Annotated in this window: 21 protein-coding genes; 5 read left to right on the forward strand and 16 right to left on the reverse strand. The window is 67.9% G+C overall.

Annotated features, from left to right (window positions below):
• Positions 1-92: 92 nt before the first annotated feature.
• The 8 genes from urtE to QNO08_RS03550 all read right to left on the reverse strand — a co-directional run bounded on the left by urtE (position 93) and on the right by QNO08_RS03550 (position 8,509).
• Positions 93-785: an urea ABC transporter ATP-binding subunit UrtE gene (gene urtE, locus QNO08_RS03515; protein WP_229964534.1), complete on the reverse strand. Its 693-nt coding sequence runs from the start codon at positions 783-785 to the stop codon at positions 93-95.
• On the reverse strand, positions 785-1,603 hold the full coding sequence (gene urtD, locus QNO08_RS03520; protein WP_229964535.1) for an urea ABC transporter ATP-binding protein UrtD: 819 nt from the start codon (positions 1,601-1,603) through the stop codon (positions 785-787). The genes urtE and urtD overlap by 1 nt, the downstream gene beginning before the upstream one ends.
• A gap of 2 nt (positions 1,604-1,605) precedes the next feature.
• Positions 1,606-2,796 (reverse strand): urea ABC transporter permease subunit UrtC, encoded by a 1,191-nt coding sequence (urtC, locus tag QNO08_RS03525; protein ID WP_229964536.1) that lies wholly within the window; start codon positions 2,794-2,796, stop codon positions 1,606-1,608.
• Entirely contained in the window at positions 2,793-3,677 is an 885-nt protein-coding gene (gene urtB, locus QNO08_RS03530; RefSeq protein ID WP_229964537.1) for an urea ABC transporter permease subunit UrtB, read from the reverse strand. Before urtB ends, urtC begins: the two co-directional genes overlap by 4 nt.
• 85 nt (positions 3,678-3,762) lie before the next feature.
• Positions 3,763-5,025, reverse strand: a complete 1,263-nt coding sequence (gene urtA, locus QNO08_RS03535; protein ID WP_231712015.1) for an urea ABC transporter substrate-binding protein — start codon at positions 5,023-5,025, stop codon at positions 3,763-3,765.
• 198 nt (positions 5,026-5,223) lie between these two features.
• Entirely contained in the window at positions 5,224-6,960 is a 1,737-nt protein-coding gene (locus QNO08_RS03540; protein WP_229965025.1) for an L-lactate permease, read from the reverse strand.
• A gap of 223 nt (positions 6,961-7,183) precedes the next feature.
• Entirely contained in the window at positions 7,184-7,738 is a 555-nt protein-coding gene (locus tag QNO08_RS03545) for a GNAT family N-acetyltransferase (protein WP_229964539.1), read from the reverse strand.
• Positions 7,739-7,792: 54 nt separating this feature from the next.
• The gene (locus tag QNO08_RS03550) at positions 7,793-8,509 is read right to left on the reverse strand and encodes a YoaK family protein (RefSeq protein WP_229964540.1); all 717 of its coding nucleotides are present in this window, start codon (positions 8,507-8,509) and stop codon (positions 7,793-7,795) included.
• 119 nt (positions 8,510-8,628) lie between these two features.
• Between QNO08_RS03550 and QNO08_RS03555 the strand changes: the two genes are divergently transcribed.
• A complete protein-coding gene (locus QNO08_RS03555; RefSeq protein ID WP_229964541.1) occupies positions 8,629-10,449 on the forward strand; it encodes a gamma-glutamyltransferase family protein in 1,821 nt (606 codons plus the stop codon).
• 32 nt (positions 10,450-10,481) lie between these two features.
• On the opposite strand, the gene QNO08_RS03560 is transcribed toward QNO08_RS03555, so the two are convergent.
• Positions 10,482-11,207 (reverse strand): hypothetical protein, encoded by a 726-nt coding sequence (locus QNO08_RS03560; RefSeq protein WP_229964542.1) that lies wholly within the window; start codon positions 11,205-11,207, stop codon positions 10,482-10,484.
• The gene (locus QNO08_RS03565; protein WP_229964543.1) at positions 11,204-11,671 is read right to left on the reverse strand and encodes a hypothetical protein; all 468 of its coding nucleotides are present in this window, start codon (positions 11,669-11,671) and stop codon (positions 11,204-11,206) included. Before QNO08_RS03565 ends, QNO08_RS03560 begins: the two co-directional genes overlap by 4 nt.
• A gap of 170 nt (positions 11,672-11,841) precedes the next feature.
• Between QNO08_RS03565 and QNO08_RS03570 the strand changes: the two genes are divergently transcribed.
• Positions 11,842-12,804, forward strand: coding sequence for an L-lactate dehydrogenase (locus tag QNO08_RS03570; protein WP_229964544.1), 963 nt, complete (start codon positions 11,842-11,844; stop codon positions 12,802-12,804).
• A gap of 287 nt (positions 12,805-13,091) precedes the next feature.
• On the opposite strand, the gene putP is transcribed toward QNO08_RS03570, so the two are convergent.
• From putP to QNO08_RS03600, 6 genes are all read right to left on the reverse strand, one after another.
• The gene (putP, locus tag QNO08_RS03575; protein WP_229964545.1) at positions 13,092-14,603 is read right to left on the reverse strand and encodes a sodium/proline symporter PutP; all 1,512 of its coding nucleotides are present in this window, start codon (positions 14,601-14,603) and stop codon (positions 13,092-13,094) included.
• 95 nt (positions 14,604-14,698) lie between these two features.
• Positions 14,699-16,225 carry a gamma-aminobutyraldehyde dehydrogenase gene (locus QNO08_RS03580; protein WP_229964546.1) on the reverse strand — a complete coding sequence of 509 codons (1,527 nt, stop codon included), beginning with the start codon at positions 16,223-16,225 and terminating at the stop codon, positions 14,699-14,701.
• Positions 16,222-17,658 carry an NAD(P)/FAD-dependent oxidoreductase gene (locus QNO08_RS03585; protein ID WP_229964547.1) on the reverse strand — a complete coding sequence of 479 codons (1,437 nt, stop codon included), beginning with the start codon at positions 17,656-17,658 and terminating at the stop codon, positions 16,222-16,224. The genes QNO08_RS03580 and QNO08_RS03585 overlap by 4 nt, the downstream gene beginning before the upstream one ends.
• Before the next feature lie 41 nt (positions 17,659-17,699).
• Positions 17,700-19,055 carry an NAD(P)/FAD-dependent oxidoreductase gene (locus tag QNO08_RS03590; protein ID WP_229964548.1) on the reverse strand — a complete coding sequence of 452 codons (1,356 nt, stop codon included), beginning with the start codon at positions 19,053-19,055 and terminating at the stop codon, positions 17,700-17,702.
• 25 nt (positions 19,056-19,080) lie between these two features.
• Positions 19,081-20,517, reverse strand: a complete 1,437-nt coding sequence (locus QNO08_RS03595; protein ID WP_269439117.1) for an aspartate aminotransferase family protein — start codon at positions 20,515-20,517, stop codon at positions 19,081-19,083.
• Positions 20,514-20,975, reverse strand: a complete 462-nt coding sequence (locus tag QNO08_RS03600) for an Lrp/AsnC family transcriptional regulator (protein WP_229964549.1) — start codon at positions 20,973-20,975, stop codon at positions 20,514-20,516. The genes QNO08_RS03595 and QNO08_RS03600 overlap by 4 nt, the downstream gene beginning before the upstream one ends.
• A 242-nt stretch (positions 20,976-21,217) precedes the next feature.
• On the opposite strand from QNO08_RS03600, the gene QNO08_RS03605 reads away from it, so the two are divergent.
• From QNO08_RS03605 to QNO08_RS03615, 3 genes are read left to right on the forward strand one after another with little or no spacing between them, the layout of a single operon-like run.
• Positions 21,218-22,432: an ABC transporter substrate-binding protein gene (locus tag QNO08_RS03605; RefSeq protein WP_229964550.1), complete on the forward strand. Its 1,215-nt coding sequence runs from the start codon at positions 21,218-21,220 to the stop codon at positions 22,430-22,432.
• Positions 22,432-23,586: an ABC transporter ATP-binding protein gene (locus QNO08_RS03610; protein ID WP_229964551.1), complete on the forward strand. Its 1,155-nt coding sequence runs from the start codon at positions 22,432-22,434 to the stop codon at positions 23,584-23,586. Before QNO08_RS03605 ends, QNO08_RS03610 begins: the two co-directional genes overlap by 1 nt.
• Entirely contained in the window at positions 23,586-24,530 is a 945-nt protein-coding gene (locus QNO08_RS03615; RefSeq protein ID WP_229964552.1) for an ABC transporter permease, read from the forward strand. Before QNO08_RS03610 ends, QNO08_RS03615 begins: the two co-directional genes overlap by 1 nt.
• Positions 24,531-24,532: the final 2 nt, after the last annotated feature.

Below are 24,532 nucleotides of genomic sequence, written 5' to 3' on the forward strand. Positions count from 1 at the left end.
AGCCTAGCGCGGATCAGTGTCCGGAGCAGCAGGGTCCCGGTTTCCGGCGCGGGAGCGGCCCTGCGGAGGCGCGCCCAGGGAAGAGCAAGACCCTAGATGAGCATTGCGGAGCGAACCGTTTCCGCGGCACCCGCACCTCCGCTGCCGGTGGAACTCACCCGCCCGGCCGCCAGTACGTAGTAGGTGTCCGCCGCCTGCAGCGCGAACCCGATGTGCTGTTCCACCAGCAGCACATGCATGCCTGAACGCGACGCCAGATTCATGATGGTGTGCTCAATTTCCGCCACCACGTTGGGCTGGATGCCCTCGGTGGGCTCGTCCAGGATGAGCAGCGCCGGTTCGGTGATCAGTGCGCGGGCAATGGCCAGCTGCTGCCGCTGCCCGCCGGACAGCAGCCCGGCCCGGCGGCCCAGCAGCGGTTTCAGCGCCGGAAACATGTCCAGCGACTCGTCCACGAGCGCCTTGCCGCGCTTGCGCCCGTCGGCCACCAGCCGCAGGTTTTCCATTGTCGTGAGCGGGCCGAAGGACTGCTGGCCCTGCGGAACATACGCCAGCCCGCGCGCCACGCGCTGGTGCGGCCGCAGCCCGGAAATATCTTCACCGTTGAACCGGATGGTCCCGGCGGTGGGTCTGATGATGCCGACGACGGCGCGCAGCAGCGTGGATTTCCCGGCGCCGTTGTGCCCCAGGACGGAGGAGACGGCGTCGTCGGGCACGGTCACCGAGACGCCGTGCAGCACCTCGGTGCGCCCGTATCCGGCCTTGAGCTCCTGAATTTCCAGCATCAGTGTCCTTTCGCGGGCGTGGTGCCCAAATAGACTTCCTGCACGCGCGGATCGGCCTGGACGTCGGCCACGCTGCCCTCGCTGAGGACCTTTCCGGCGGCCAGGACGGTCACCGAGGTGGCATATTCGCGGACAAAATCCATGTCGTGTTCAATGACCAGGGTGATCCGGTTGGCGCCGATGCGCCGCAGCAGCTCGCCGGTCTGGGCGCGCTCGTCCTGGCTCATGCCGGCAATGGGCTCGTCCAGGAGCAGCAGCTCGGAATTCTGCACCAGCAGCATGCCGATCTCGAGCCACTGCTTCTGCCCGTGGGCCAGGGTGCCGGCCTGCGCGGAGGCCAGATGCTCCAGCCCGATAATCTCCAGCGCCTCCTCCACTGCCGGTTCGGTGCCGCGGCGCCTGCGCAGCAGCTCAAGCGGCTTTCGGCGGGAGCCTGCCGCGATGTCCAGGTTCTGCAGCACCGAGAGGTTCTCGAAGACGCTGGCGGTCTGGAAGGTGCGGCCGACGCCCAGCTTGGCAATCTGATGCACCTTCCGGCCCAGGATTTCGGTGCCGGTGTGGTTGACCGACCCGGTGGCCGGAACCAGGCCGGTGATGGCGTCGATCATGGTGGTCTTTCCGGCGCCGTTGGGCCCGATCAGGAACCGCAGGTCGCCCTGGGTGACGTCCAGATTGACGCCGTCGACGGCCGTGAACCCGTCGAAGACCACGCGGAGGTCGCGGATTTCCAGGTACTGCGGACGGCCGGTGCGCTGTCCGCCGGCCACCGGCTCGCCCTGCGGCAGCAGTGCGGTGGAGCGTGCGGCTGAGTCGTTCATGGTCAGGACTCCTTCGAAGCGGAGGGCAGGGAACCGTCGTCGGCATCATCTTTGCGCCGCCGCATCCGGCCGAGCAGCCCGGGCAGCGAGGCCAGGCCTCCGGGCAGGAAGCCGATGACCAGCACGAACAGCAGGCCCTGGAAGTACACCCAGAACGACGGGAAGGTCGAGGCCAGCGAGGTCTGCGCAATGGCCACGCCCAGCGCACCGAGCACCGGACCCAGGACCGTGGCCCGGCCGCCGATCGCCACGCCGATCAGGAAGGCAATCGAGGGGGTCACCCCGACGTCGGCCGGGGAAATGATGCCCACCAGCGGCACGAACAGCGCGCCGGCGACGCCGGCCATCACGGCGGCCAGAACGTAGACCACGGTTTTGACTGTTGCCGGATCGTAGCCGAGGAACCGCACCCGCTCCTCCTGGTCACGCACCGCGACCAGCAGCTCGCCGAAGCGGCTGTGCATCAGCTGCCGGGCTGCGGCCACCACGACCAGGAGCACGACGGCGGCGAGCAGGTACAGCATCCGCTTGTTGGCCGGATCGGCCAGGTCCAGGCCGAAGAAGGACCGGAAACCGCTGAGCCCGTTGGATCCGCCGGTGGTGGCCTGCTGCCCAATCAGCAGCACCGCAAACGCGGCAGCCAGCGCCTGGCTGAGGATCGCGAAGTACGCGCCCTTGACCCGGCGTTTGAAGATCGCCAGGCCCAGCACCAGGGCCACCAGTCCGGGCACCAGCACGACGGCGGCAAGCGTCACCACCGGGCTGCGGAACGGTTCCCACCAGCCCGGCACGGTGCCGGAGCCGTAGAGCATCATGAAATCCGGAACCCCGGTGCCGCCGAAGAGCGCGGCGTCGGCAAGCTTCATGTGCATGGCCATGATGTAGGCGCCGAGGCCGAAGAACACGCCCTGGCCCAGGGTGAGCATGCCGCCCCGGCCCCAGGCCAGGCCGATGCCCACGGCCACGATCGCGAAACAGATGAACTTGCCGAGCAGGGTCAGGCTGAAGATCGGCAGCAGCGCGGGAGCGGCCACCAGGAGCAGCGCGGCGCCGGCGGCAAATCCGGTGAGGACACCGGACCGGGACCGGCCGAAGGCCGCCAGCTGCCCGGACAGCCGCGGTGTGCCTGCGGCTCCGTTGCCCGCTGCGCCGGCGCGGGCGGTGTGTGCTCTGCGTGCTGTTGCGGTGCTCATGCCAGGCTCCTGGTCTTGAGGGTGAAGATGCCCTGCGGGCGGACCTGCAGGAAAATCACGATGGCCGCCAGGATCAGCACCTTGCCGATGCTGGCGGTGGTGGAGAACTCGAACACCGACTGCAGAACGCCCAGCGCAAACGCCGCGATGGCCGCCCCCTTGATCTGGCCGATCCCGCCGGCCACGACCACCAGGAAGGCGTCAACGATGTAGTTCGGTCCGAGATAGGGGCTGGTGGAACCGATCAGCGTCACCGCCACCCCCGCGACTCCGGCCAGGCCGGAGCCAATAAAGAAGGTGAGCTGATCGGTGCGGCGCGAGGAAATGCCGCTGGCTTCGGCCAGATCCCGGTTGACGACGACGGCGCGGATCCGCCGGCCCAGTGGCGTGGCCTTCAGCAGCAGGGCCAGCGCCGCGAGGCAGGCCAGGGCCAGGGCGAGGATGAACAGCCGGGTCAGCGGAATCGGCGCACCCAGCAGTTCCACGTTGCCCTGCAGCCAGGACGGCACCCGGACGTCCACGCTCGGTGCGCCGAAGACGTCGCGGGCCACCTGCTGCAGGATCAGCGAAACCCCGAAAGTCACCAGCAGGGTGTCCAGTGGCCGGTGGTACATCCGCTTCAGCAGCAGGCCCTCCAATGCCAGCCCCATGACCCCGCCCACGAGGAAGGCTGCCGGCAGGGACACCAGCAGTGACACCCCGGCGCTGCCCAGGCTCTGCTGCACCACAAAGGCGGTGTAGGCGCCGGCCATGATGAACTCACCGTGCGCCATGTTGATGACGCCCATCTGGCCGAAGGTCAACGACAGGCCCAGTGCTGCAAGCAGCAGCACCGAGCCGAGGCTGAGCCCGGCAAACATCTGTCCGATCAGCAGTTCCATAAAGGTGGACCTTTCACAGGGGAAGCGGAAGCTAAGACGGCGCCGCGGGGACGCCGGGCGGGGACGCCGGGAGGGAGCGGTACGGCTAGGACAGGCCCGAGGCCCAGTCGTAGCTCAACAGGAACGGATCCGGTTCCACGGCTTCGGGAGCTTCCCAGACGGTTTCGATCAGCCCGTCCGGGGTGATCTTGCCGATGCGCGGGGTCTTGGTGATGTGGTTGTTCTCGCCGTTGACGGTGACGGTGCCTTCGGGCGCTTCGACACTCACGCCGTCGGCCGCGTCCTGCACCTTGTCCACGTCGAAGGATCCGGCCTTTTCCACCATGGCCTTCCACAGGTAGAGCGAGGTGTAGGCGGCTTCCATCGGGTCGCTGGTGACGCGGTCGGCGCCGTACTTGTCCTTGAAGGCGGTGACGAAGGCGGTGTTGGCCGGGCTTTCCAGGGTCTGGTAATAGTCCCAGGCGGTGAGCTGGCCTTCGATGTTTTCCAGTCCGATGCCGGGGACCTCCTCCTCGGCAATGGAAACGGAGACCACGGGCATGGCGTCCGCCGTCAGGCCCACGCTCTTGTACTGGCGGAAGAAGGCCACATTGGAGTCGCCGTTCAGGGTGTTGAACACGGCGTCGGCTCCGGAGTCGCGGACCTTGTTGACGATGGTCGAGAACTCGGTGGAGCCCAGGGGCGTGTATTCCTCGCCGACAATTTCCATGCCGTGCGCCTCGGCGTAGGCATTGATGATCTTGTTGGCGGTCCGCGGAAACACATAGTCGCTGCCAACCAGGAAGATCGTTTTGGTGCCCTGCTCCGCCAGATAATCAAGGGCCGGGATGATCTGCTGGTTTGTCGTGGCGCCGGTGTAGAAAATGTTCTCCGAAGATTCCAGGCCCTCATACTGCACCGGATAGAAAAGCAGTGAATTGTTGGACTCGAACACCGGCAGCATGGCCTTGCGGGAGGAGGAGGTCCAGCCGCCAAACACCGCGGCGGTGCAGTCCTGCTGGATCAGCTTGCCCGCCCGCTCCGCGAACTTGGTGGGCTCGGAGGCGCCGTCTTCGCTGATGACCTCCAACTGCTTGCCCAGCACGCCGCCGTCAGCGTTGATTTCCTCGGCCGCCAGGGACAGCGAATCGAACACGGTGCTCTCGGAAATGGCCATGGTGCCGGAAAGGGAATTCAGAAACCCGACCTTGACGCTGTCGCCGGAGGTGTCCACGCAGGACTCGGGGCCGCCGGTTGCCTCCCCGGCCTCGGCAGGGTCGCTGATCTGCGAGCCGCAGCCGGCCAGCGTGGCCGCCAGCACTGCCGCTGCCACAGGGATGAAAGCGCCTTTTTTGCCGTGTACTTTCATAACGCACCTATTTCTGAGGGGCCGCACTGTTTCAGCAGCGCAGACAATTGAGCGGGCCCTTTCCGGGCCGTTTCCCTCAACTTAGGTCACTCGTGTTTCATGTTTTGGCGACTAACGTTTCCCTGATATTTCTTTTGTTTCCGGTGCTTTTCCGGGGCGTGTCAATTGCGCACACCCACCGCCGGGTTCCGTTGCGTACTACGGAAGCATCCAGCCCAGCACCGGCGTGGACTGCAGGAAGACGATCACGCACAGCACCAGCAACAGTCCAACGCTCCACCCCAGCACCTTGCGGAACAGGACGGATTCCTGCCCGCTCATGTTCACCGCCGCCGCGCCGATCGCCAGGTTCTGCGGGCTGATCAGCTTGCCCATCACCCCGCCGCCGGTGTTGGCGGCGACCATCAGCTTCGGGTCGAGTCCTGCCTGCGCGCCGGCCGTTTCCTGCAGCTTGGCAAACAGGGCATTGGCCGAGGTGTCCGAACCGGTGACGGCGGTGCCGATCCAGCCCAGCACGGGGGAGAGGAACGCGAAGAAGGCGCCGGTGCCGGCGAGCCAGGTGCCGATGGAGACCGTCTGGCCCGAAAAGTTCATCACGTAGGCCAGCGCCAGGACCGCCAGGATGGTCAGCGCGGCCGAACGCATCCGGACCGCGGTGAGGCCGATTTCCCGAACTGCCGCGCCTATCGTCAGGGGATACCTGCCGTTGTCGTTGAACCTGGAATAGACCAGTGCCACGATCAGGCCGCTGATCAGCAGCAGCGTGCCGGGACTGATCAGCCATTCAAAGTCGTAGATTGTGGAGGACTGTTGCTGCCCGTTGGCGTCCAGCAGGGACTCGTGAAGGACAGGCCAGGGGATCTCGATGGTGGTTTTCGCCAGGGCCTCGGGAATGTCGACGCCCCACGTCCAGAGGTTCACGATGCCGAAAATGACAATCACCAGGACGTAGGGAAACAGGGCCATCCAGGCCCGGCCGGGGGTGAGCCGGTCCGCGGCGGTGTCGCTCGCGGCCGTGCCGATGTCCGAGGAGCCCGCCCCCGACGGAGTCCAGCCCGAGGCCCGGGCCTCGGCGAGTTCCTTGCTCATCCGGGCGTCGGCTTCCTGCCCGTTTCGGGGATGCCAGATCCGCAGGAAACCCACGGCGGCGGCCATTGCGACCAGCGACGCCAGAATGTCGGTCAGTTCGTAGGAGAAGTAGTTCGAGCACAGGAACTGGGCCACGGCGAACACGAGGCCGGTGAACAGTGCCACCGGCCAGCAGTCCCGCACCCCGCGTTTGCCGTCCAAAATGATCAGCAGCACCAGCGGGATGAAGACGGCCAGCAGCGGAGTCTGGCGTCCCACGACTGCAGCGATTTCGTCCCCGGTGTAGCTGGTGAGGTTGGCCGCCGTCGTAATCGGGATGGCGAGCGCGCCGAAGGCGACCGGCGCCGTGTTGGCCACCAGGACGGCGCTGGCGGCCCGGACCGGAGCGATGCCCAGGGCCAGCAGCATGGTGACGGTGATCGCCACGGGGGCGCCGAAGCCGGCCAGCGCCTCCAGCAGCCCGCCGAAGCAGAAAGCCACCAGGATGGCCTGGACGCGCAGGTCCCCGCCGCCGACGGCGTCGAACACGCGGCGCAGATCCTCGAACCGGCCGCTGAGCACCGTGACCTGGTAGAGCCAGACGGCCATGATGATGATCCAGACGACCGGAAACAGGCCAAAGGCAGCGCCCTGCGTGGCGGACAGCAGGGCCAGTCCCACCGGCATGCCGAACCCGAGGACCCCGATGACCAGGGCGGCGAGCAGTGCCCACGCCCCGGCAACATAGGCTTTGGTCTTGGCGAAGGCCAGCAGGAGGAAAAACACGAGGAGGGGGACGAGGGCCAGCAGCGCTGACAACGTCACGCTGTTGGCTACCGCATCGGTGGTGGGTGTGAAGCTTTCCATGGTGACCTCCGGGTCGCGCCGCACGGCGGCGCCAACGGAAAAACACGGCGTGGTGTGGGTACAGTCCAACTGCGGCAGCGAGAGCGGACAGGGCAGGCCGGTCCACCATTCAGCGTAGGCCGGTACGCCGGAGTCGGCGCCGACTGCCGGTGAAATACCCGCCATCGGCGGCACGGGGTTGACGACGGCGGAAAGCAGGCGGCGGTCCGGCGGGCGCGCGCGGCTACAGGGGGTCGGTGTACCAGCCGCGGGCCAGATAGATGTCGGTGTACGATCCGCGGTCGACGTCGAGATCCTCGCGGCGGGTGAGCCCGGCCGCGAGCGCCGTCTGCTGCGAACCGAGGTTGTCAGCGGTGGTGTAGGCAATCACCGGCAGCCCCGGCAGCAGCTTTTCCGCCAGCCGGACCGCTTCCCGGGCGCCTTCCGTGGCGTAGCCCCGGCCCCAGGCCTCCGGAACGTAGCGGTAATAGAGGTTCAGTGCGGGCCGGGACTGCACGAGCCGGTGGGAGAGCCCGGTGAATCCGATGAGTGTCTGCGGGTCCGCCTGCGTGGTCACCGCCCAGACGCCGAAGCCGTGGCGGTACCAGTGCAGCCCGATTTCGTGGAAAATCCGGGCCGACGACGCCCGGGTCACTGAGCGCGGCGCCGGATGGTGAACGTTGGTGCGCGGGTCCGTGTGCAGGTCCAGGGCCGCCGGTTCATCGGCGCCTTCCGGACGCCGCAGGATCAGCCGGTCGGTGAGGACCGGGGTCCAATCGGCAACATCCTGTGCGGGCATGGACCAACTTTAAGGCAGAAACGGCGCCTGGTACACCGGCGCCCCCGCCCGGGGCTATCCGGCCTCGGTTGCCGCTTTCGCACCTGCCGCGCTTTCGCGGTGATGGCGCACGTAGCCGGCCGCCGCCACCGCAATGGAGATCGCTGCGGACACGGCCAGCCCCAGCCACAGTCCGACTTTCAGCGCGGCAGCCCCGGCGACGGCGCCCGCCAGGATCAGCGCGACAGCCAGCGCACGCCGCTGCCAAAACCGGCTGTCGCCGCCGGCCAGCTTCGAATCCGAGGCCAGCCCGGTGATGGTGGACGTCACCACCACCGTGGTGATCTCGGCGACTTTCAGCCGTTTGGCAGTGGCGGCCTGAACGCCCATGACCGTGGCCATCGAGGAAGTGGTGAGGCTGCCCAGCGTGGAGTTGCCCTGGACATCGGCGACTGCCACGAAGACCGCGAGCGCCGTGAGCCCGGCGGCCACCACAATCAGCGCGATGGAGGTGCGCGAAGACCAGCCCTCGGGACCCTTGCGCAGCATGCGGCCGGCCAGGGCGGCTCCGAGCATGAAAAAGATCAGCGCCAGCGTGGGCCGCAGAATCGGCAGCTGCCCTCCGTCGGCAAAGGCCATGCCCAGGAGGACGACGTTTCCCGTCATATTTCCGGTGAACACCCGGTCCAGTCCGAGATAGCCGACGGCGTCCACCACCCCGGTGGAGAACGTCAGCGCAAGCATCAGCCACAGGTGCACCCGGTCGGTGGGCACCGCATTCAATCGCTTCACGTTGTAAAACTCCCGTACCTAGAGGATGCTGCCGGCAACTGTATCCGAAGTTCCGGGTGTAGCTTCGTTGGTATTGACCCCCGGCCCGCCGGCTTCCAGCGACAGGAACACCAGCCACCGTGACTTTCACAGCACCCGATTCCTTCACCACCCGTCCCACGCTCCAGGGCACCTTCGGCATGAGCGCCTCCACCCACTGGCTGGCCACGGCCTCCTCGCAGGCGGTGCTCGAACGCGGCGGCAACGCCTTTGACGCCGCCGCGGCGGCAGCATTCGTCCTGCACGTGGTCGAACCGCACCTGAACGGGCCGGGCGGGGACATGACAGGGATTTTCGTTACCGCCGCCAACCCCTCCGAACCAGTGGTCCTGATGGGGCAGGGCCCGGCTCCGGCGGCGGCGACGCCGGAGCACTACCGCGCCGAGGGCCTGGAGCTGGTGCCCGGCGCCGGTGCCCTGGCAGCTGCCGTTCCGGCCGCCGTCGACGCCTGGCTGATGCTGCTCCGGGACCACGGCACCTGGGAACTTGCCGACGTGCTGGCCTACGCCGTCGGCTACGCCCGCGACGGGCATCCGGTGCTGGGCAGGGTCGGCGCCACGATCGCCTCCGTCGCTGACCTGTTCGCCCGGCACTGGCCCACCTCCGCGGAGCAGTGGATGCCCGGCGGACGGATTCCGCAGGACGGGGAGATCATCCGCAACGAGGCCTATGCGGCGGTCCTGGACCGGTTGGCGGCGGCCGGCAGCCCGGAGGGCAGCCGGGAGGAGCGCATCGATGCGGCCCGCCGCGAATGGCGCGAAGGGTTTGTGGCCCGTGCCGCCGTCGACTTCCTGTCGGTGCCGCACCGCCATTCGTCCGGCTCGGATCACGCCGGGGTGCTGACCCTGGCGGACTTTGCGTCCTGCAGTGCAGCCTACGAGCCGGCGCTGACCTTTGACTTCCGCGGCCACACCATTGCCAAGACCGGACCCTGGGGCCAGGGGCCGGCGCTGCTGCAGACCCTGGCCATCCTGGCCGGCTTTGACGACGAGCGGCTGGATCCCTCCACCGAGCTGGGCGCGCACACCATCCTGGAAGCGCAGAAGCTGGCCATCGCCGATCGGGAGGCCTACTACGGCGATGCCGGAGACACGCGGGCCGGGGTTCCCCTGGACTACCTGCTCAGCGAGGAGTACGCCGCCGGGCGCCGCGCCCTGATCACCGACCGCGCTTCCCACGAGTTCCGGCCCGGAACGGTCCCCGGCCGCACGCCGTTTGTGCCGCCGCTGCGCACCGAATACCTCGCGCCGGCGCTGGCGGGCGCGGCCTTCGCCGGAGTGGGCGAACCGACGGTTCTACCCACGGGGGAGACCCGCGGCGACACCTGCCACATCGACGTCGTGGACCAGTGGGGCAACATTGTCTCCGCCACGCCGTCGGGCGGCTGGCTGCAGTCCTCGCCCACCATTCCGGACCTCGGGTTCTGCCTGGGGTCGCGGCTGCAGATGACCTGGCTGGAAGCCGGTGCTCCGTCCACCTTGGCGGCCGGCAGGCGCCCCCGGACCACGCTCACGCCCACGCTGGTGCTTCGGGACGGCCGGCCGGTCACGGCGCTGGGTTCGCCCGGGGGTGACCAGCAGGACCAGTGGCAGCTGCTGTATCTGCTGCGCACGCTCGTCGGCGGCTATACACCGCAGCAGGCAGTGGACGCGCCGGCCCTGCACACCACCTCGCTTCCCGGGTCCTTCTATCCCCGGACCTGGACACCCGGCGGCGCAGTGGTCGAAGACCGGCTCGGCGACGCCGTCATCGAGGGCCTGTCCCGGCGCGGACACGTGATCACCCGGGCCGGGGACTGGGCCCTGGGCCGCCTCTCCGCGGTGGTTAGCGATCCGGAGACCGGCCTGCTGCAGGCAGCCGCCAACCCCAGGGGAGCGCAGGGGTACGCCGCCGGCCGCTAGATGCACCGCGGGATCAGTCGGCCACAGCAGTATCAGGCCGCACCCGCAGCCGGGGCGGGCGGGCCGGCCGGCCCGCCGCGCGCAATCCGCCGGCGCTGCCACAGGGTCCAGACCAGCCAGATGCCCCACACCAGCAGCAGCACCGCGGCTCCGGCGAGGGCCGTTGACCAGCTCAGCGGCCCGGTCCGCCCGGCGATCACCAGAAAGCCCCACCAGGACACCGCGGCGACGGCCAGCAGGTTCACCAGCGGGCCCAGGACGGCGGCCCCGCTGCGGGTGCGCACTGCGGTGACCACGACGTCGGCCGCCATGAGCACGGCCACTGCACAGACCGTGCCGGCGGCGAAGGCAGCGACCTCGGGGGACACATCGCGGTCCGCAAACCAGAGGATCAGCAGGATGACCGCTGCGGCCAGCGCCAGTGCCTCGATGACGGCGCCCAGCAGGTTCAGGCCGCGGAGCTGGCGCTCGTTGTCCCGCCGCTTGGCCGGGATGAAGCCCCAGGCCGACCGCCGGAAGTAGGCGGAAGCCAGGTTCGCGAAGAGCAGGGTGGCGCCGGCGGCGACAAACGGAGCCACGAAGTTGTTGCTCAGCACCCAGACCAGGGCGGCAACGGCAGCGAAGACCTGCGGCGAGCCCAGGATGCCGAGTCCCCAGGCGATCAGGAACGGCCGCCGGGCCGGCTCGAGGTCCAGCGGATGGACAAGGTAGTGGGTCTTGGCGTCCGGCAGTGCAACGCGCTCGTTGATCGGATTCACGGGGACCTCCAGGGAACCGTGTCCAGATGCGGCCCACGCAGGCCGCCCCTGGCGATTTCGTAGATTTTCTGCCGGGACACGCCCAGCTCTTCCGCTACCGTGACCGCACTGAAATCCTCCAGCAGGTCGGCGGCAGCCAGGGATCTGATGCCCGATGCCCTGCGGCCCAGCTGCGCCGCAAGAGCACCGACTTCGGCGGCCAGCAGGGCAACGGCGAGGGTGCCGCCAAAGGGGACGGCCCACCCCGGCTCCCCGGCCGAGGCGGCAGCATAAAGGTGGTCGCCGCCGTCGGACAGGACCGACTGAACCATGGCCGCGGACAACCCCGCCGCCTCGAAACGGGCGGCAGCGGCGGCGCGATCGGGCGCCGGCCGGTGGGACAGCACCCTGTCCCAGGTTGTTCCGTCCTTGGCTGTTCGGCGGGAGTCCGGTCCGCTGTTGTCAGCCCGGGGGTTACTGATCATGGTTCGAGTGTGCGAGCTTCGGGCAGCGGCGTAAACCCCCTGGTGACAATTTCGTGCTGCGGCCTTTGAACGGTCCGCCGGTCCCGGTGCCGGGGCCGTTCCCAAGCCCGGACCCCGCGCCTACCATTGCTAGGAAGAGGAATTCCTCCAATCGTGAGCGGGGCTCTGCCATGGCCAACATCACCACCAGACCGGTTACCAAGCTGGGAATTGTCGGTGCGGGAAGCGTGGGAACATCGCTTGCCTACGCCGCCATCATCCGGGATGCCGCGCGGGAGATCGCCATCTACGACATCGACGCCACCCGTGCGGAGGCCGAGGGCCTGGACCTGGCCCACGGCACGCAGTTCACCGGCGCGAACACCGTGACCGGCGGCGGGCGCATCGAGGCCCTCGCCGGTTCGGACGTCATCGTGATCACCGCCGGGGCGCGTCAAAAGCCGGGGCAGACCCGGCTGGAGCTGGCGGGCGTCAACGTGGACATCATTTCAAAGCTGATGACGCAGTTAATGGAGCAGGCTCCGGACGCCGTTTACATCCTGGTGACCAATCCCTGCGACGTGCTGACGGTGGCCGCGCAGAAAGTTTCCGGGCTGCCGCGGAACCGGATCTTCTGTTCCGGCACCGTGCTGGACACCTCCCGCCTGCGGCTGCTCCTCGCCCGGGAAGCGCATGTGCTGATGACCAGCGTGCACGCCACCATCATTGGTGAGCACGGTGATTCCGAGTTCCCGGTCTGGTCCAACGCCACCATCGGTCCGGTGCCCATCCGGGACTGGAAGATCAGCGGCCGGCAGGTTTTCACCCAGACGTATCTGGACGCGGTCACCGACGACGTCATCAACGCCGCGTACCGGGTGATCGAGGGCAAGGGCGCCACCAACTACGCCATCGGGCTCGCCGGCGTTCGGATCGTGGAAGCCGTGATGCAGGCCGAAAACGCGGTGCTTCCCGTCTCGGCGTCCCTGCAGGGCGAATACGGCATCAGCGGCGTCGCGCTGTCCCTGCCCTCGATCGTGGGCATCAACGGCGTGTACGACATGCTGGAGATGCCGCTGGACGACGCCGAGACCAAGAAGCTGCAGGACTCCGCGGAGACCCTGCAGAACACGCTGGCCCAGCTCGGGGTGTAGGGCGTGCGCCATGGCCGCCTTAACGCGAACGACGGCGGATACCTGCGAAACCTGCGAAAGGGGCTGTCATTCTCCTGCCAGTTCGGAGGATCCCTGCCACTTTGGAAGATCCCTGCCACTCCGCAGTGGCAGGGAACTTCCAAACCGGTCGATTTATACCAAACCGGAGGGATTCGGGCCGGCCGGCTGCGTTGGCCCACCTATTCGCTCCAGGACGGCGTCCATGACCCCGGAACCCCGGACGCCGGAACCACAACCGGCCGGAGCCCCGGAGGGCGCGCGCGGAACTAGACGCGGGCGGGCTCTGCCGGTGCGGCGCCGCCCTTGGCGATTCGCACGGCGTCGTCGAACTCGGCGTCGATCTCAGCTGAGGGCTTGTACGTCAGCCGGCTGACCACCACGGTGAGCACCAGGTTGATGATGAAGCCCGGAATAATTTCGTAGACATCGCCGAGGACGCCTGGCATTTCGAACGTGCCCCACAGGAAGGCAACCGCGGCGCCGGCGATCATGCCGGTCAGCGCGCCGGCAGTGGTGAGCCGGCGCCAGTAGAGGGCGAGCAGGATGGTGGGGCCGAAGGCCGCGCCGAAGCCGGCCCAGGCAAAGCCCACCAGTTCCAGGATCGAGGCGTTGCGGTCCAGGGCGATCAGGATCGACACCACCGACACCAGCAGCACACCCATGCGGCCGAGCATCACCAGGGACCGCGGCGAAGCATCGCGCTTGAACGCAATCTTGTACAGGTCCTCCACCAGGGCCGAGGACGTCACAATCAGCTGGGAGGAAATCGTGCTCATGATCGCGGCCAGCACGGCGGCCAGGACAAATCCGGCCACCAGCGGGTGGAAGAAGAACTGGGCCAGGCTCAGGAACACTGCCTCGGGATCGGCCAGCGTGAGGTCGTTCTGTTGGAAGTACGCAGCGCCGATCAGTGCCGTCATGATGGCGCCGATCACGGTCAGGAGCATCCAGGCGACGCCGATCCGGCGTCCGGCCACGGCATCCTGCGGGGAGCGCAGGGCCATGAAGCGCACGATGATGTGCGGCTGGCCGAAGTAGCCCAGGCCCCAGGCCAGGGCAGAGATGACGCCCACCGCGGTGCCGCCGGCAATCGGGTCCAGCATGTCCGGGTTGATCTCGCGCAGTGAATCGGTCATGCCGCCCAGGCCGCCGACCTGGGTCAGGCCGACCAGCGGCACCATAACCAGTGCAACCAGCATCATCAGGCCCTGGACGACGTCGGTGTAGCTGGCGGCGAGGAAACCGCCGAAGAGGGTGTAGGCAATGGTCACGCCGGCCACGATCAGCATGCCGATCAGGTAGCTGGAGCCGAACGAGCTCTCAAAGAACACGCCGCCGGCCACCATTCCGGAGGAAACGTAGAACGTGAAGAAGATCAGGATGATCAGGCCGGAGACCACGCGCAGCACGCGGGAGCGGTCCTTGAGCCGGTTCTCCAGGAAGCTGGGCACCGTGATGGAGTTGTTCGACACCAGGGTGTAGGACCGCAGCCGCGGGGCTACGAACTTCCAGTTCAGCCATGCGCCGGCGGTGAGGCCGACGGCGATCCAGCCTTCCACCAGCCCGGAAACGTAGATGGCGCCCGGCAGTCCCATCAGCAGCCAGCCGGACATGTCGGACGCGCCGGCGCTCAGCGCGGCAACTCCGGGCTTCAGGTCCCGGCCCGCCAGCATGTAGTCGTCGAGGTCGGTGGTGCGCCGGTAGGCCCACCAGCCAATCGCCAACATGGCGAGCATGTAGATCGCCATGGCGATCAGCTTGTATGTCTGGTCAGTCATTAGGAATGCCGTTCACTCTGGTTACGTATCTCGGTCCGGCCCGAAGGCCCGTCCAAGTATGCCAAGGGTCACACGGGGCGGGAAATCGCGGCGGTTCAGCGCAACCGGAAGACGGTGTCCTGCCAGTCCTTGTGGGCCGCGGTGTCCCGGCTCATCATGACGTGCTTGATGTTGGTGTAGTCCTGCAGCGAGTACGCGGACATGTCCTTGCCGAAGCCCGATCCCTTGTACCCGCCGTGCGGCATTTCCGAGATGATCGGAATGTGCTCGTTGATCCAGACGCAGCCCGCTGAAAGTTCCGCCGCGGCGCGCAGCGACCGGTTCAGGTCCCGGGTCCAGGCGGAGGCCGCGAGCCCGTACGGGGTGTCGTTGGCCAGCGCCAGTCCCTCGTCGTCGGTGTCAAAGGGCAGGGCGGTGAGCACCGGGCCGAACACCTCCTGCTGCACGATTTCCGACTCCTGCGCGGCACCGGCCACCAGCGTCGGGCGGTAGTAGGCGCCGGCGGCCAGGGGGCCGCCCGGCGCGCTTCCGCCGGCCAGGATCCGCGCTCCGGCGTCCCGGGCGCGGGTGACGAAGCCGGCCACCCGGTCCCGGTGCGCATGCGAGATCAATGCGCCCAGATCCGTGGCCTCATCCCGCGGATCGCCCAGGACCACCCGGTCCATGAGCTCGGCCACGCGTGCGGTGAAGGCCTCGAACAGCGGGCCCTGGATGTAGGCGCGGGTGGCGGCGGTGCAGTCCTGGCCGCCGTTGATGATGGCCGCGGCCACGGCACCGTGGGCGGCCGCCTCAACATCGGCGTCGTCGAAGACCACCAGCGGTGCCTTGCCGCCGAGCTCCAGATGCACGCGTTTGCCGGTGCGGGCGGCCAGCGCCATGATGTGGCGGCCGACGGCGGTGGACCCGGTGAAGGACGTCATGGCCACGTCCGGATGGGTCACCAAGGCCTCGCCGGCGGTCCGGCCGGAGCCGGTGACAATGTTGATCACCCCGTCCGGAATCCCCGCCGCAGCTGCCGCCTCCGCGAACAGCAGCGAGGTTCCCGGGGTGAGTTCGGAGGGCTTGAGCACAATGGTGTTGCCGGCTGCGACGGCCGGCAGGATCTTCCAGCCCGCCATCTGCAGCGGATAGTTCCACGGCGTTATGGAACCCACCACCCCGACGGCTTCGCGCCGGATCATGGAGGTGGCGTCCCGGGCGTACTCCCCGGCGGAGAGACCGTCCAGGGCACGGGCCGCACCGGCGAAGAACACCGCGTTGTCGATGGTTCCGGGCACGTCAAACCCGGAGGCCAGCCGGATGCTCTTGCCGGTCTGCTCGGATTCGACGGCCGCGAGCAGATCCGCGCGGTCCCGCAGCTGCGCGGCCAGCCGGTGCAGGGCATCGGACCGCTCGGCGGGGGTGGAGCGGGACCACGCGGGAAAAGCAGCCCGGGCAGCGCCGACCGCAGCGTCCACATCGCCGGCATCCGCGTAGCGCAGGGTTTCCGCGGTGTCCCCGGTGGCGGGGTTGATGCGCTCAGCTTCCTCCCCGTGGCCGTGCCGGTAGGTGCCGTTGATGAACTGGTGGCCGTCGGGAAAGGCCTGCCCGCCGGAGAACCGGGCGGTTGCTTCGCCGCTCATGAGTCAAACCCCATTCCTGCGTAATCCAGCGCCTTGAGCCACGGCCCGCGCCGGCCCTGCCGGCGGTCGGCGCGGACCATTGCCGCCGTCGTCGCCTTGATGCCCAGCCAGGCCGCCGGTTCCGGCGGAAACGGCAGCGGTTTTTTCCGAACCATTTCCAGCCGGGTGCGTTCGGTTTGCGTGCCGGAGAGCAGGTCCAGCAGCACGTTGGCGGCGAAGCGCGTGGCTCCCACACCCAGTCCGGTGAAGCCTGCGGTGTACGCGACAGCGGACTGGTGGGCGGTTTCGAAGAACGGAAAGAACCTGCTGCAGGTGTCCACCGCTCCGCCCCAGGCGTGGCTGAAGGCAAGGCCGTCGAGCTGGGGAAAGGTGGCGCGGAAGTGCGCGGCCAGCCGGTCGAAGGTTTCCCGGCGCTGGTCGTAATCGGGCCGCAGCGTCCGGCCGTAGTGGTAGACCGCGTCGTAGCCGCCGAACAGGATCCGGGGCCGGCCGGAGGCGTCGGTGGTCAGGCGGTAGTAGTGGAACCGGTTGTTCAGGTCGCTCAGTCCCTGCCGGTTGTGCCAGCCGACGGCGGCGAGCTGGCCGTCGCTGAGCGGTTCGGTCATCAGGGCGTAGTCGTAAACCGGCACCGTGTGCAGGCGGGTCCGGCGCAGCAGCGACGGAAACGCATTGGTGCCCAGCGCCGCGTGCCGAGCGGTGACGGTGCCGCCGTCGGTGGTCAGCCGAATCCGGTTTCCGTCCGGGTGCAGCGCCCGGACGGGGGTGTTTTCGCAGATCACGACGCCGGCCTCCCGGCAGGCGCGCGCCAGGCCCCACGCCAGCCGGGCCGGGTTGAGCAGTGCTGTGCTTTCCCGATCCCACAGGCCGGCGAGGTAGAGCGGGGAGTCCACCTCCTTGCGGACGGCTTCCCCGTCCAGGAAGACCAGTCCCGGATCGTCCGCTGCCTCCTCCGCGAGCTCCGCCACCTGATGCGCTTCGGTGGCCACTGACAGGCTTCCGGTCCATTCGAACCCGCAGTCGATCCCGTACCTCTTAACGGTCTCCGCCAGCTCGTGCAGGTTCTCCCGCCCCAGCTGCTCCAGCCGATGTGCCTCGCCGGGCAGGTGCTTTTCGCCGTTGGCCTTGCCGTGCGTCAGGCTGGCCTCGCAGAATCCGCCGTTGCGCCCCGACGCTGCCCAGCCGATCCGGCGGCCCTCCAGCAGCAGCACCCTTCGGCCGGGATCGCGTTCCTTGGCCATCAGCGCCGTCCACAGGCCGGTGTAACCGCCGCCCACGACGGCCAGATCGGTGTCCGTGCCGGCCTGCAGGGCGGGCAGCTCGGCCGGCCGGTCGGGGTCGTCCAGCCAGTAGGGGAGGGCCGCCGCACCTGCGAGGGCGCCGGCGACACGGTGCGGCGGATGCCGGCGTTCGGCTAGGTCATAGACGGTGGGCATGGGTTCTCTTTCTCAACGGTCAGGGTGGTTCGGTCGGATGCTCATCGGCCGGAGACCAGGTCAGCGGCGCGTGCCAGCGGGGAGGTGGCTGCGCTCCGGGTGCGGTTTTCCCGCCGGTCGGCGGCGTAGTACGCCTGGTACATGGCTCTCACGCCCAGCCAGCGCAGCGGTTCCGGCTCCCAACGGCGGACCGTCCGGTTCACCCAGGGCATGACGGTCAGCTCCGTGTCCTCGCCCAGGACCAGGTCCCGCAGCGTGCGTCCGGCCAGGTTGGCCGCAGCCACGCCGGTCCCCACGTAGCCGCCGGCCCAGCCGACGCCGGTGGACGGATCCAGTCCCACCGTTGCCTTCCAATCGCGCGGCACGCCCAGGACACCGGACCAGGCCTGCTCGATCCGGGTGTCGCGCGCCGCGGGGAACATTTCGCCGAGCAGGGAGTGCAGCCGGCGGACGGTGGCGGGCGCCGTGGCGCCGTCGTCATCCGTGCGGGAACCGAACCGGTAAGGAACGCCGCGTCCGCCCAGGGCGATCCGGCCGTCCGCCGTGCGCTGGGCATACATGTAGGCGTGGGCCATGTCGGCGATGGCTTCCATGCCGTTCCAACCGATCTCCGCCCAGGCGCTCGCCGGAAGCGGCTCGGTAACGATCATTGAGGAGTTCATCGGCAGCCAGTCACGGTGAGAACGCCGCAGCCCAGCGGTGAATCCCTCGGTGGCCCGCAGGACGTGGCGGCACCGCACGACGCCGCGGGAGGTCACCGCGGTGCCGGTGCGGATTTCTGTGACGGGCGTGTCCTCGTAGAGCCGCACGCCCATCGCCTCGACTGTGCGGGCCAGTCCGCGGACGAGCTTGGCCGGCTGCACCCGCGCGCAGTGCGGCTGGTACAGGCCGCCGAGGGAGCCGGCCACCGCTGCCCGGCCGTCGGCCTCGCGGCGGTCCAGCAACCGGGCTCCGGCTTCGGGCCACTGCGCCTCGTCGGCGGCCCAGGCCTGCAGCCGCGCGAGCTGCGCCGGGTTCCGCGCCAGGTTCAGCTCGCCGCCCTTGACGATGTCGGCGTCGATTCCTTCCGCCGCCGCCACGCTGATCACCTCGTCCACGGTGTCGTTGAGCAGCTCCTGGAACCGGCCGACGACGGCGCGGCCGGAGGTTCGGACGTACTGGGTGCGGCCCCCGGTGATGCTGTTGGTGAGCCAGCCGCCGTTGCGGCCCGAGGCGCCGAACCCGGCGAACCGGGCTTCCAGCACGGCAATGTCGAGCCCGGGTTGGGCCTGCTTCAGGTAGTACGCGGTCCACAGGCCGGTGTAGCCCGCACCGACAATAACGACGTCGGCGGTCGAGTCCCCCGCCAGCGCGGGCCGGGGCTGCGGCAGCCCCTCGGCTGCGTGCCAGAAGGACACCCGCCCGTTGACGGTCGGCGCATGCCTAGAGATGGTTCATCCCCTCGCTGAGCACGCTGCGCAGGATCGCCTCGATCTGGTCGAATTCCGGCTGGCCCATGGTCAGGGGCGGGGCCAGCTGAATGACCGGATCGCCTCGGTCATCGGCGCGGCAGTACAGGCCGGCGTCGTACAGGGCGGTGGACACGTAGCCGCGCAGCAGGCGCTCGGACTCCTCGTCGGTGAACGTTTCCTTGGTGGTTTTGTCCTTCACGAGCTCGATCCCGTAGAAGTAGCCCTCGCCGCGGACGTCGCCCACGATCGGCAGGTCCAGGAGCCGTTCCAGCGTGGCGCGGAAGGCCGGGGCGTTGGTCCGGACCCGGTCGTTGAGCTGCTCCCGGTCGAAGATGTCCAGGTTGGCCATGGCGACGGCGGCGGAGACCGGATGCCCGCCGAAGGTGTAGCCGTGGTAGAAGGTGGTGTCGCCCTTGGTGAACGGTTCGAACAGGCGGTCGGTTGCGATCATGGCGCCGATGGGGGCGTAGCCGCTGGTCATTCCCTTGGCGCAGGTGATGATGTCGGGCTGAAAGCCAAAGTCGGTGGACGCGAACATCGAGCCGATGCGGCCGAAGGCGCAGATGGTTTCGTCAGCGACCAGCAGGACGTCGTACTGGTCGCAGATCTCCCGGACCCGGGCGAAGTAGCCGGGGGGCGGCGGAAAGCAGCCGCCGGAGTTCTGCACCGGCTCCAGGAACACTGCCGCCACGGTGTCGGCGCCTTCGAATTCGATGGCTTCACCGATCCGGTCCGCCGCCCAGCGGCCAAAGGCCTCCGGATCGGACAGGCCGGCGGGCGCCCGGTACTGGTTGGTGTTGGGGACCCGGAAGGCGCCGGGAACCAGCGGTTCAAAGGGTGCCTTCATGTCCGGGATGCCGGTGATGGACAGGGCGCCCTGCGGAGTGCCGTGGTAGGCGACGGCCCGCGAGATGACCTTGGTCTTCCCCGGCTTGCCGGTCAGCTTGAAAAACTGCTTGGCCAGCTTCCACGCGGACTCGACGGCCTCGCCGCCGCCGGTCGTAAAGAAGACCCGGTTCAGGTCCCCGGGAGCCCCGGCCGCCAAACGCTCCGCCAAATCGATGGCCGGCGGATGCGCATAGGACCACAGCGGCATGAAGGCCAGCTCCCGGGACTGCCGGGCAGCGGCCTCGGCCAGCTCTTCGCGGCCGTGGCCCACCTGGACGGCGAAGAGGCCGGCCAGGCCGTCGATCAGTTCATGCCCTCGGTCGTCGTAGAGCAGGTGGCCGCTGCCGCGGGTGATGATGGGAACGTTGCCGCCGGCGGCGGAGCCGGAGTGGCGTGCCATGTGCATCCACAAATGGTCCCGGGCGGCCTGCTGCCGGTCGGTGCCGCGCGGGGTGACAGCGCCGCGCGGCGTGCGGGCCGGGGTCGGCTCGATTGAAGGCTGAACTGTTGTATCGGTCATCTTGTGCCCCAGTTGTAGGCCTGCTTCCGCAGGGAGAGATACATGAACGTTTCAGTGCCGGTGACGCCGGGAATGGCACGGATCCGGTTGACCAGCGCCATCAGGTCCTCATCATTGGCGCAGACCACTTCCGCAAAAATGTCGAAGGAGCCGGCGGTCACCACGCAGTAGTCCACCTGCTCAAGCGCGGCGATCCGGTCCGCCGTTGCCACCACCTCGCCGCTGGTCCGAACGCCCAGCATCGCCTGCCGGGCGAACCCGAGCTGCAGCGGATCCGTGACGGCAACAATCTGCATGACCCCGGCGTCGGTGAGCTTTTGGACCCGCTGCCGGACTGCCGCCTCCGAGAGGCCCACAGCCTTGCCGATGGCCGCATAGGACCGGCGCCCATCCGCCTGGAGCTGTTCAATGATGGCTTTGGAGGCTTCGTCAACGCCCGACGCCGGTGCGGATTCCACAGTTTGGAGTGCCTTTCTGTTCGCTTTTCGTACACGGCCGGGCCGCGCCTGAGTGTTATTGAAGCCCGTAATTCGTCAATAAACAAGGGTTTGAAAACGGATTACATAGGTATTGAGCGGCGTATCAAATGGAAACCGTTGTGTAACAAAAGTTTTACAACTAAAAACCTTGTCCACCCCTGTGTCCTCTGGCACTATCAACGCAACAACATCCGTCCAGAGCGGTTCAGCAAGGAGCCTCCATGCCCAAGCGCCCGATCACCGATCCGATGCTCCGAAGCATTGTTAACGCCCAGCTCTCGCGCCGCAGGATGCTGATGGGCGCCGGCGGGCTGACTCTCGCGTCCATGCTGGCCGCCTGCGGCACGGGCGGCGGCACCGGGGGGCGGGCCGACGCCGCGGTGACCGCGGCCGCCGACTTGTCGGAGACCGAGAAATCCGTTCGCTGGGCCAACTGGACGCTCTATCTGGATTACGACGACGCCGCCGGCACCTACCCGTCGCTGGACGCCTTCAGCGAAGCCACCGGCATCGAGGCGGACTACTCGGAGGACATCGACGGCAACGACACCTATTTCGGCAAGGTGCAGGGCCAGCTGGCCGCCGGCCAGGACATTGGAGCGGATATCGTCACGCTCACTGACTGGATGGCCGGACGGCTGATCCGGCTGGGGTACACGCAGGAACTGGACCGGGGCAACCTGCCCAACGCCGGGAATCTGCTGGCCGGGCTGCAGGACGTGGATTTTGATCCCGGGCGGAAGCATTCCCTCACCTGGCAGTCCGGGTTCGCCGGCATCGTGTGGAACAAGGAGGCGTTCCCGCAGGGGCTGCGGAATGTCTCGGACCTGTGGCAGCCGGAGCTGAAGGGGCGGGTTGAAGTCCTGGATGAAATGCGGGACACCATGGGGCTGCTGATGATGGAAAACGGCGTTGACGTCACGGGGAACTGGGGCAGCGATGAGTTCGAAAATGCCCTCGATGTTCTCGCCAAGCAAATCTCGGACGGACAGATCCGCCAGGTCAAGGGCAATTCCTACAAGGAGGACCTGATTTCCGGCGACGCCCTGGCCGTCATCGGCTGGTCCGGCGACATCACCCAGCTGAACTTCGAGGAGGGCGACAAATGGGGGTTCGCCCTGCCCGAAGCGGGCGGCACCCTCTGGTCCGACAACCTGCTGGTTCCGATCGGCTCGCCGCACAAGGCCAATGCGGAGAAGCTGATGAACTATTACCTGGAGCCGGAAAACGCTGCGACGGTCGCCGCTTACGTCAACTACATCTGCCCGGTGGAGGGTGCCCGCGAAGCGATGGAATCCATCGATCCCGAACTGGCGGAGAACCCGTTGATCTTTCCCACCGAGGACTACCTGTCCCGCGCCCATGTGGTCCGCACCCTCACCCCCGATGAGGAAACGGACTTCAGCGACCGGTTCCAGACCGCAATCGGCAACTGATGGCCGCCGTAGATCTGCTGCCGGAGCCCGGATCCCGCCAGGAGGCTGCCGGGGGAGACCTGGTGCTCAGCGGACTCTCCAAGCGCTTTGCCGGGTTCACCGCCGTCGACCAGTTGGATCTGGTGATTCCCGCGGGCTCCTTCTTCGCGCTGCTGGGCCCCTCCGGCTGCGGCAAGACCACCACCCTGAGGATGGTCGCCGGGCTGGAACAGCCCACTGCCGGGACCATCAGCATCGGCACCCGGGACATCACCGCGGCCGGGGCGCATCAGCGTCCGGTCAACACGGTGTTCCAGAACTATGCACTCTTTCCCCACATGAGCGTCCTGGACAACGTGGCCTTTGGGCTCAAGCGGCGCAAGGTGCGCGATGCCGAAGCCCAGGCCAAAGCGGCGCTGGAACTGGTGGAACTGGGACACCTGGGCAGTCGCCGTCCCGCCCAGCTCTCCGGCGGGCAGCAGCAGCGCGTGGCCCTGGCCCGCGCCGTCGTCAACCGCCCTGCCGTCCTCCTGCTGGACGAACCGCTGGGCGCCCTGGACATGAAGTTGCGCCGGCAGATGCAGGGGGAGCTGAAGAAGATCCAAACCGAAGTCGGCCTGACCTTCGTCCACGTCACGCACGATCAGGAGGAGGCCATGACCATGGCCGACACGGTCGCGGTCATGAACAGCGGACGGGTGGAACAGATGGGAGCACCCCGGGAACTGTATGAATTGCCGCGTACGGCCTTCGTGGCGAACTTCCTGGGCAAGTCCAACCTGATGCCCGCCGAGGTCATCGGAGAAGACGGGGAACACCTGCTGCTCCTGGCCGGCGGGCACCGCCTGCAGGTGCGCAAGGACAGGGCCACTGACCACAGCGGCCGGGTGCTGATCGGCATCCGGCCCGAAAAGCTGCTGATGAGGCCGGGTGCGGCGGAACCGGCCGGGACAACTCTGCGGGGACTGGTCCTGGACGCCTCGTTCACCGGGGCCAGCACCGAGTACCTGGTGGAGGTGGAAGGGATGGGCCCGATGGGTGTCTTCAGCCAGAACCACGGCGGTGTCCTGGCGGCGGCGGGGGACCGGGTGGCACTGAGCTGGGACGCCGGGCACGCGTTTGGGCTCAGTGGCACCGAGGACCGCGACGCCGGCGCAGGCGAGGACGCCCTCTGATGGCGCTGCTCACCGCGGCCGGCGGAAAAGCGGGGGCCGGCGGAGCGGGAACGGCCGGCGGCGATCCGGAGCTCGACGCCGCGCGCCGCAACGGCCGCACGGGATACCTGCTGATCCTGCCGGGATTCCTCTTTATGCTCCTGTTTTTCGTCCTGCCGGTCTTCTCCCTGCTGGCCACCTCCCTGTACGTGAAACCCGAGGGCGCGGACATCGGCCAGTTCGTGCCGGCACTGGAATTCGGCAACTACGCGGTGGTGCTCCAGGACTATTGGCCGGCAATTGTTCGATCCTTTGGCTTCGCGCTCGCGGCTACTGTCGCAGCGCTCCTGATCGGCTACCCCATGGCCTATCTGGTGGCAGTCCGGCTGCGGGAGCATCGGCTGCTCAAAGGAATCCTCCTGGTGCTGATCATCGCCCCGTTCTTCACCAGTTTCATCCTCCGGACCCAAGCCTGGAAGCAGATCCTGTCCGACGAAGGACCGGTGGTCGCGGTCCTGCGGACGCTGTCCCTGCTGCCGGAGGACGGCCGGCTGACCGCCACGGCCTTCGCCGTGATTTGCGGCCTGACCTATAATTTCCTGCCGTTCATGACGCTGCCCATCTATGCCTCGCTGGAACGGATGGACATCCGGATGATTGAAGCCGGCGGCGACCTCTACGCCAGTCCGGCCAGCACCTTCCGCCGGATCACCCTTCCGTTGTCCCTGCCCGGAGTGATCGCCGGAACCCTGCTCACCTTCATTCCGGCAACGGGGGACTATGTGAACGCCGCGCTGCTCGGCAACAACCAGAACACCACGATGATCGGGCAGGTGATCGATTCACGGTTCTTCCGGGTGGTGGACTATCCCGGAGCCGCGGCGCTGTCCTTCCTGCTGATGCTGGCGATCCTGTTCCTCGTGATCCTGTACGTCCGGCGCTTCGGCACCAAGGAACTGATGTGAGG

Source organism: Arthrobacter sp. zg-Y820 (assembly GCF_030142155.1).
Classification (GTDB): Bacteria; Actinomycetota; Actinomycetes; order Actinomycetales; family Micrococcaceae; genus Arthrobacter_B.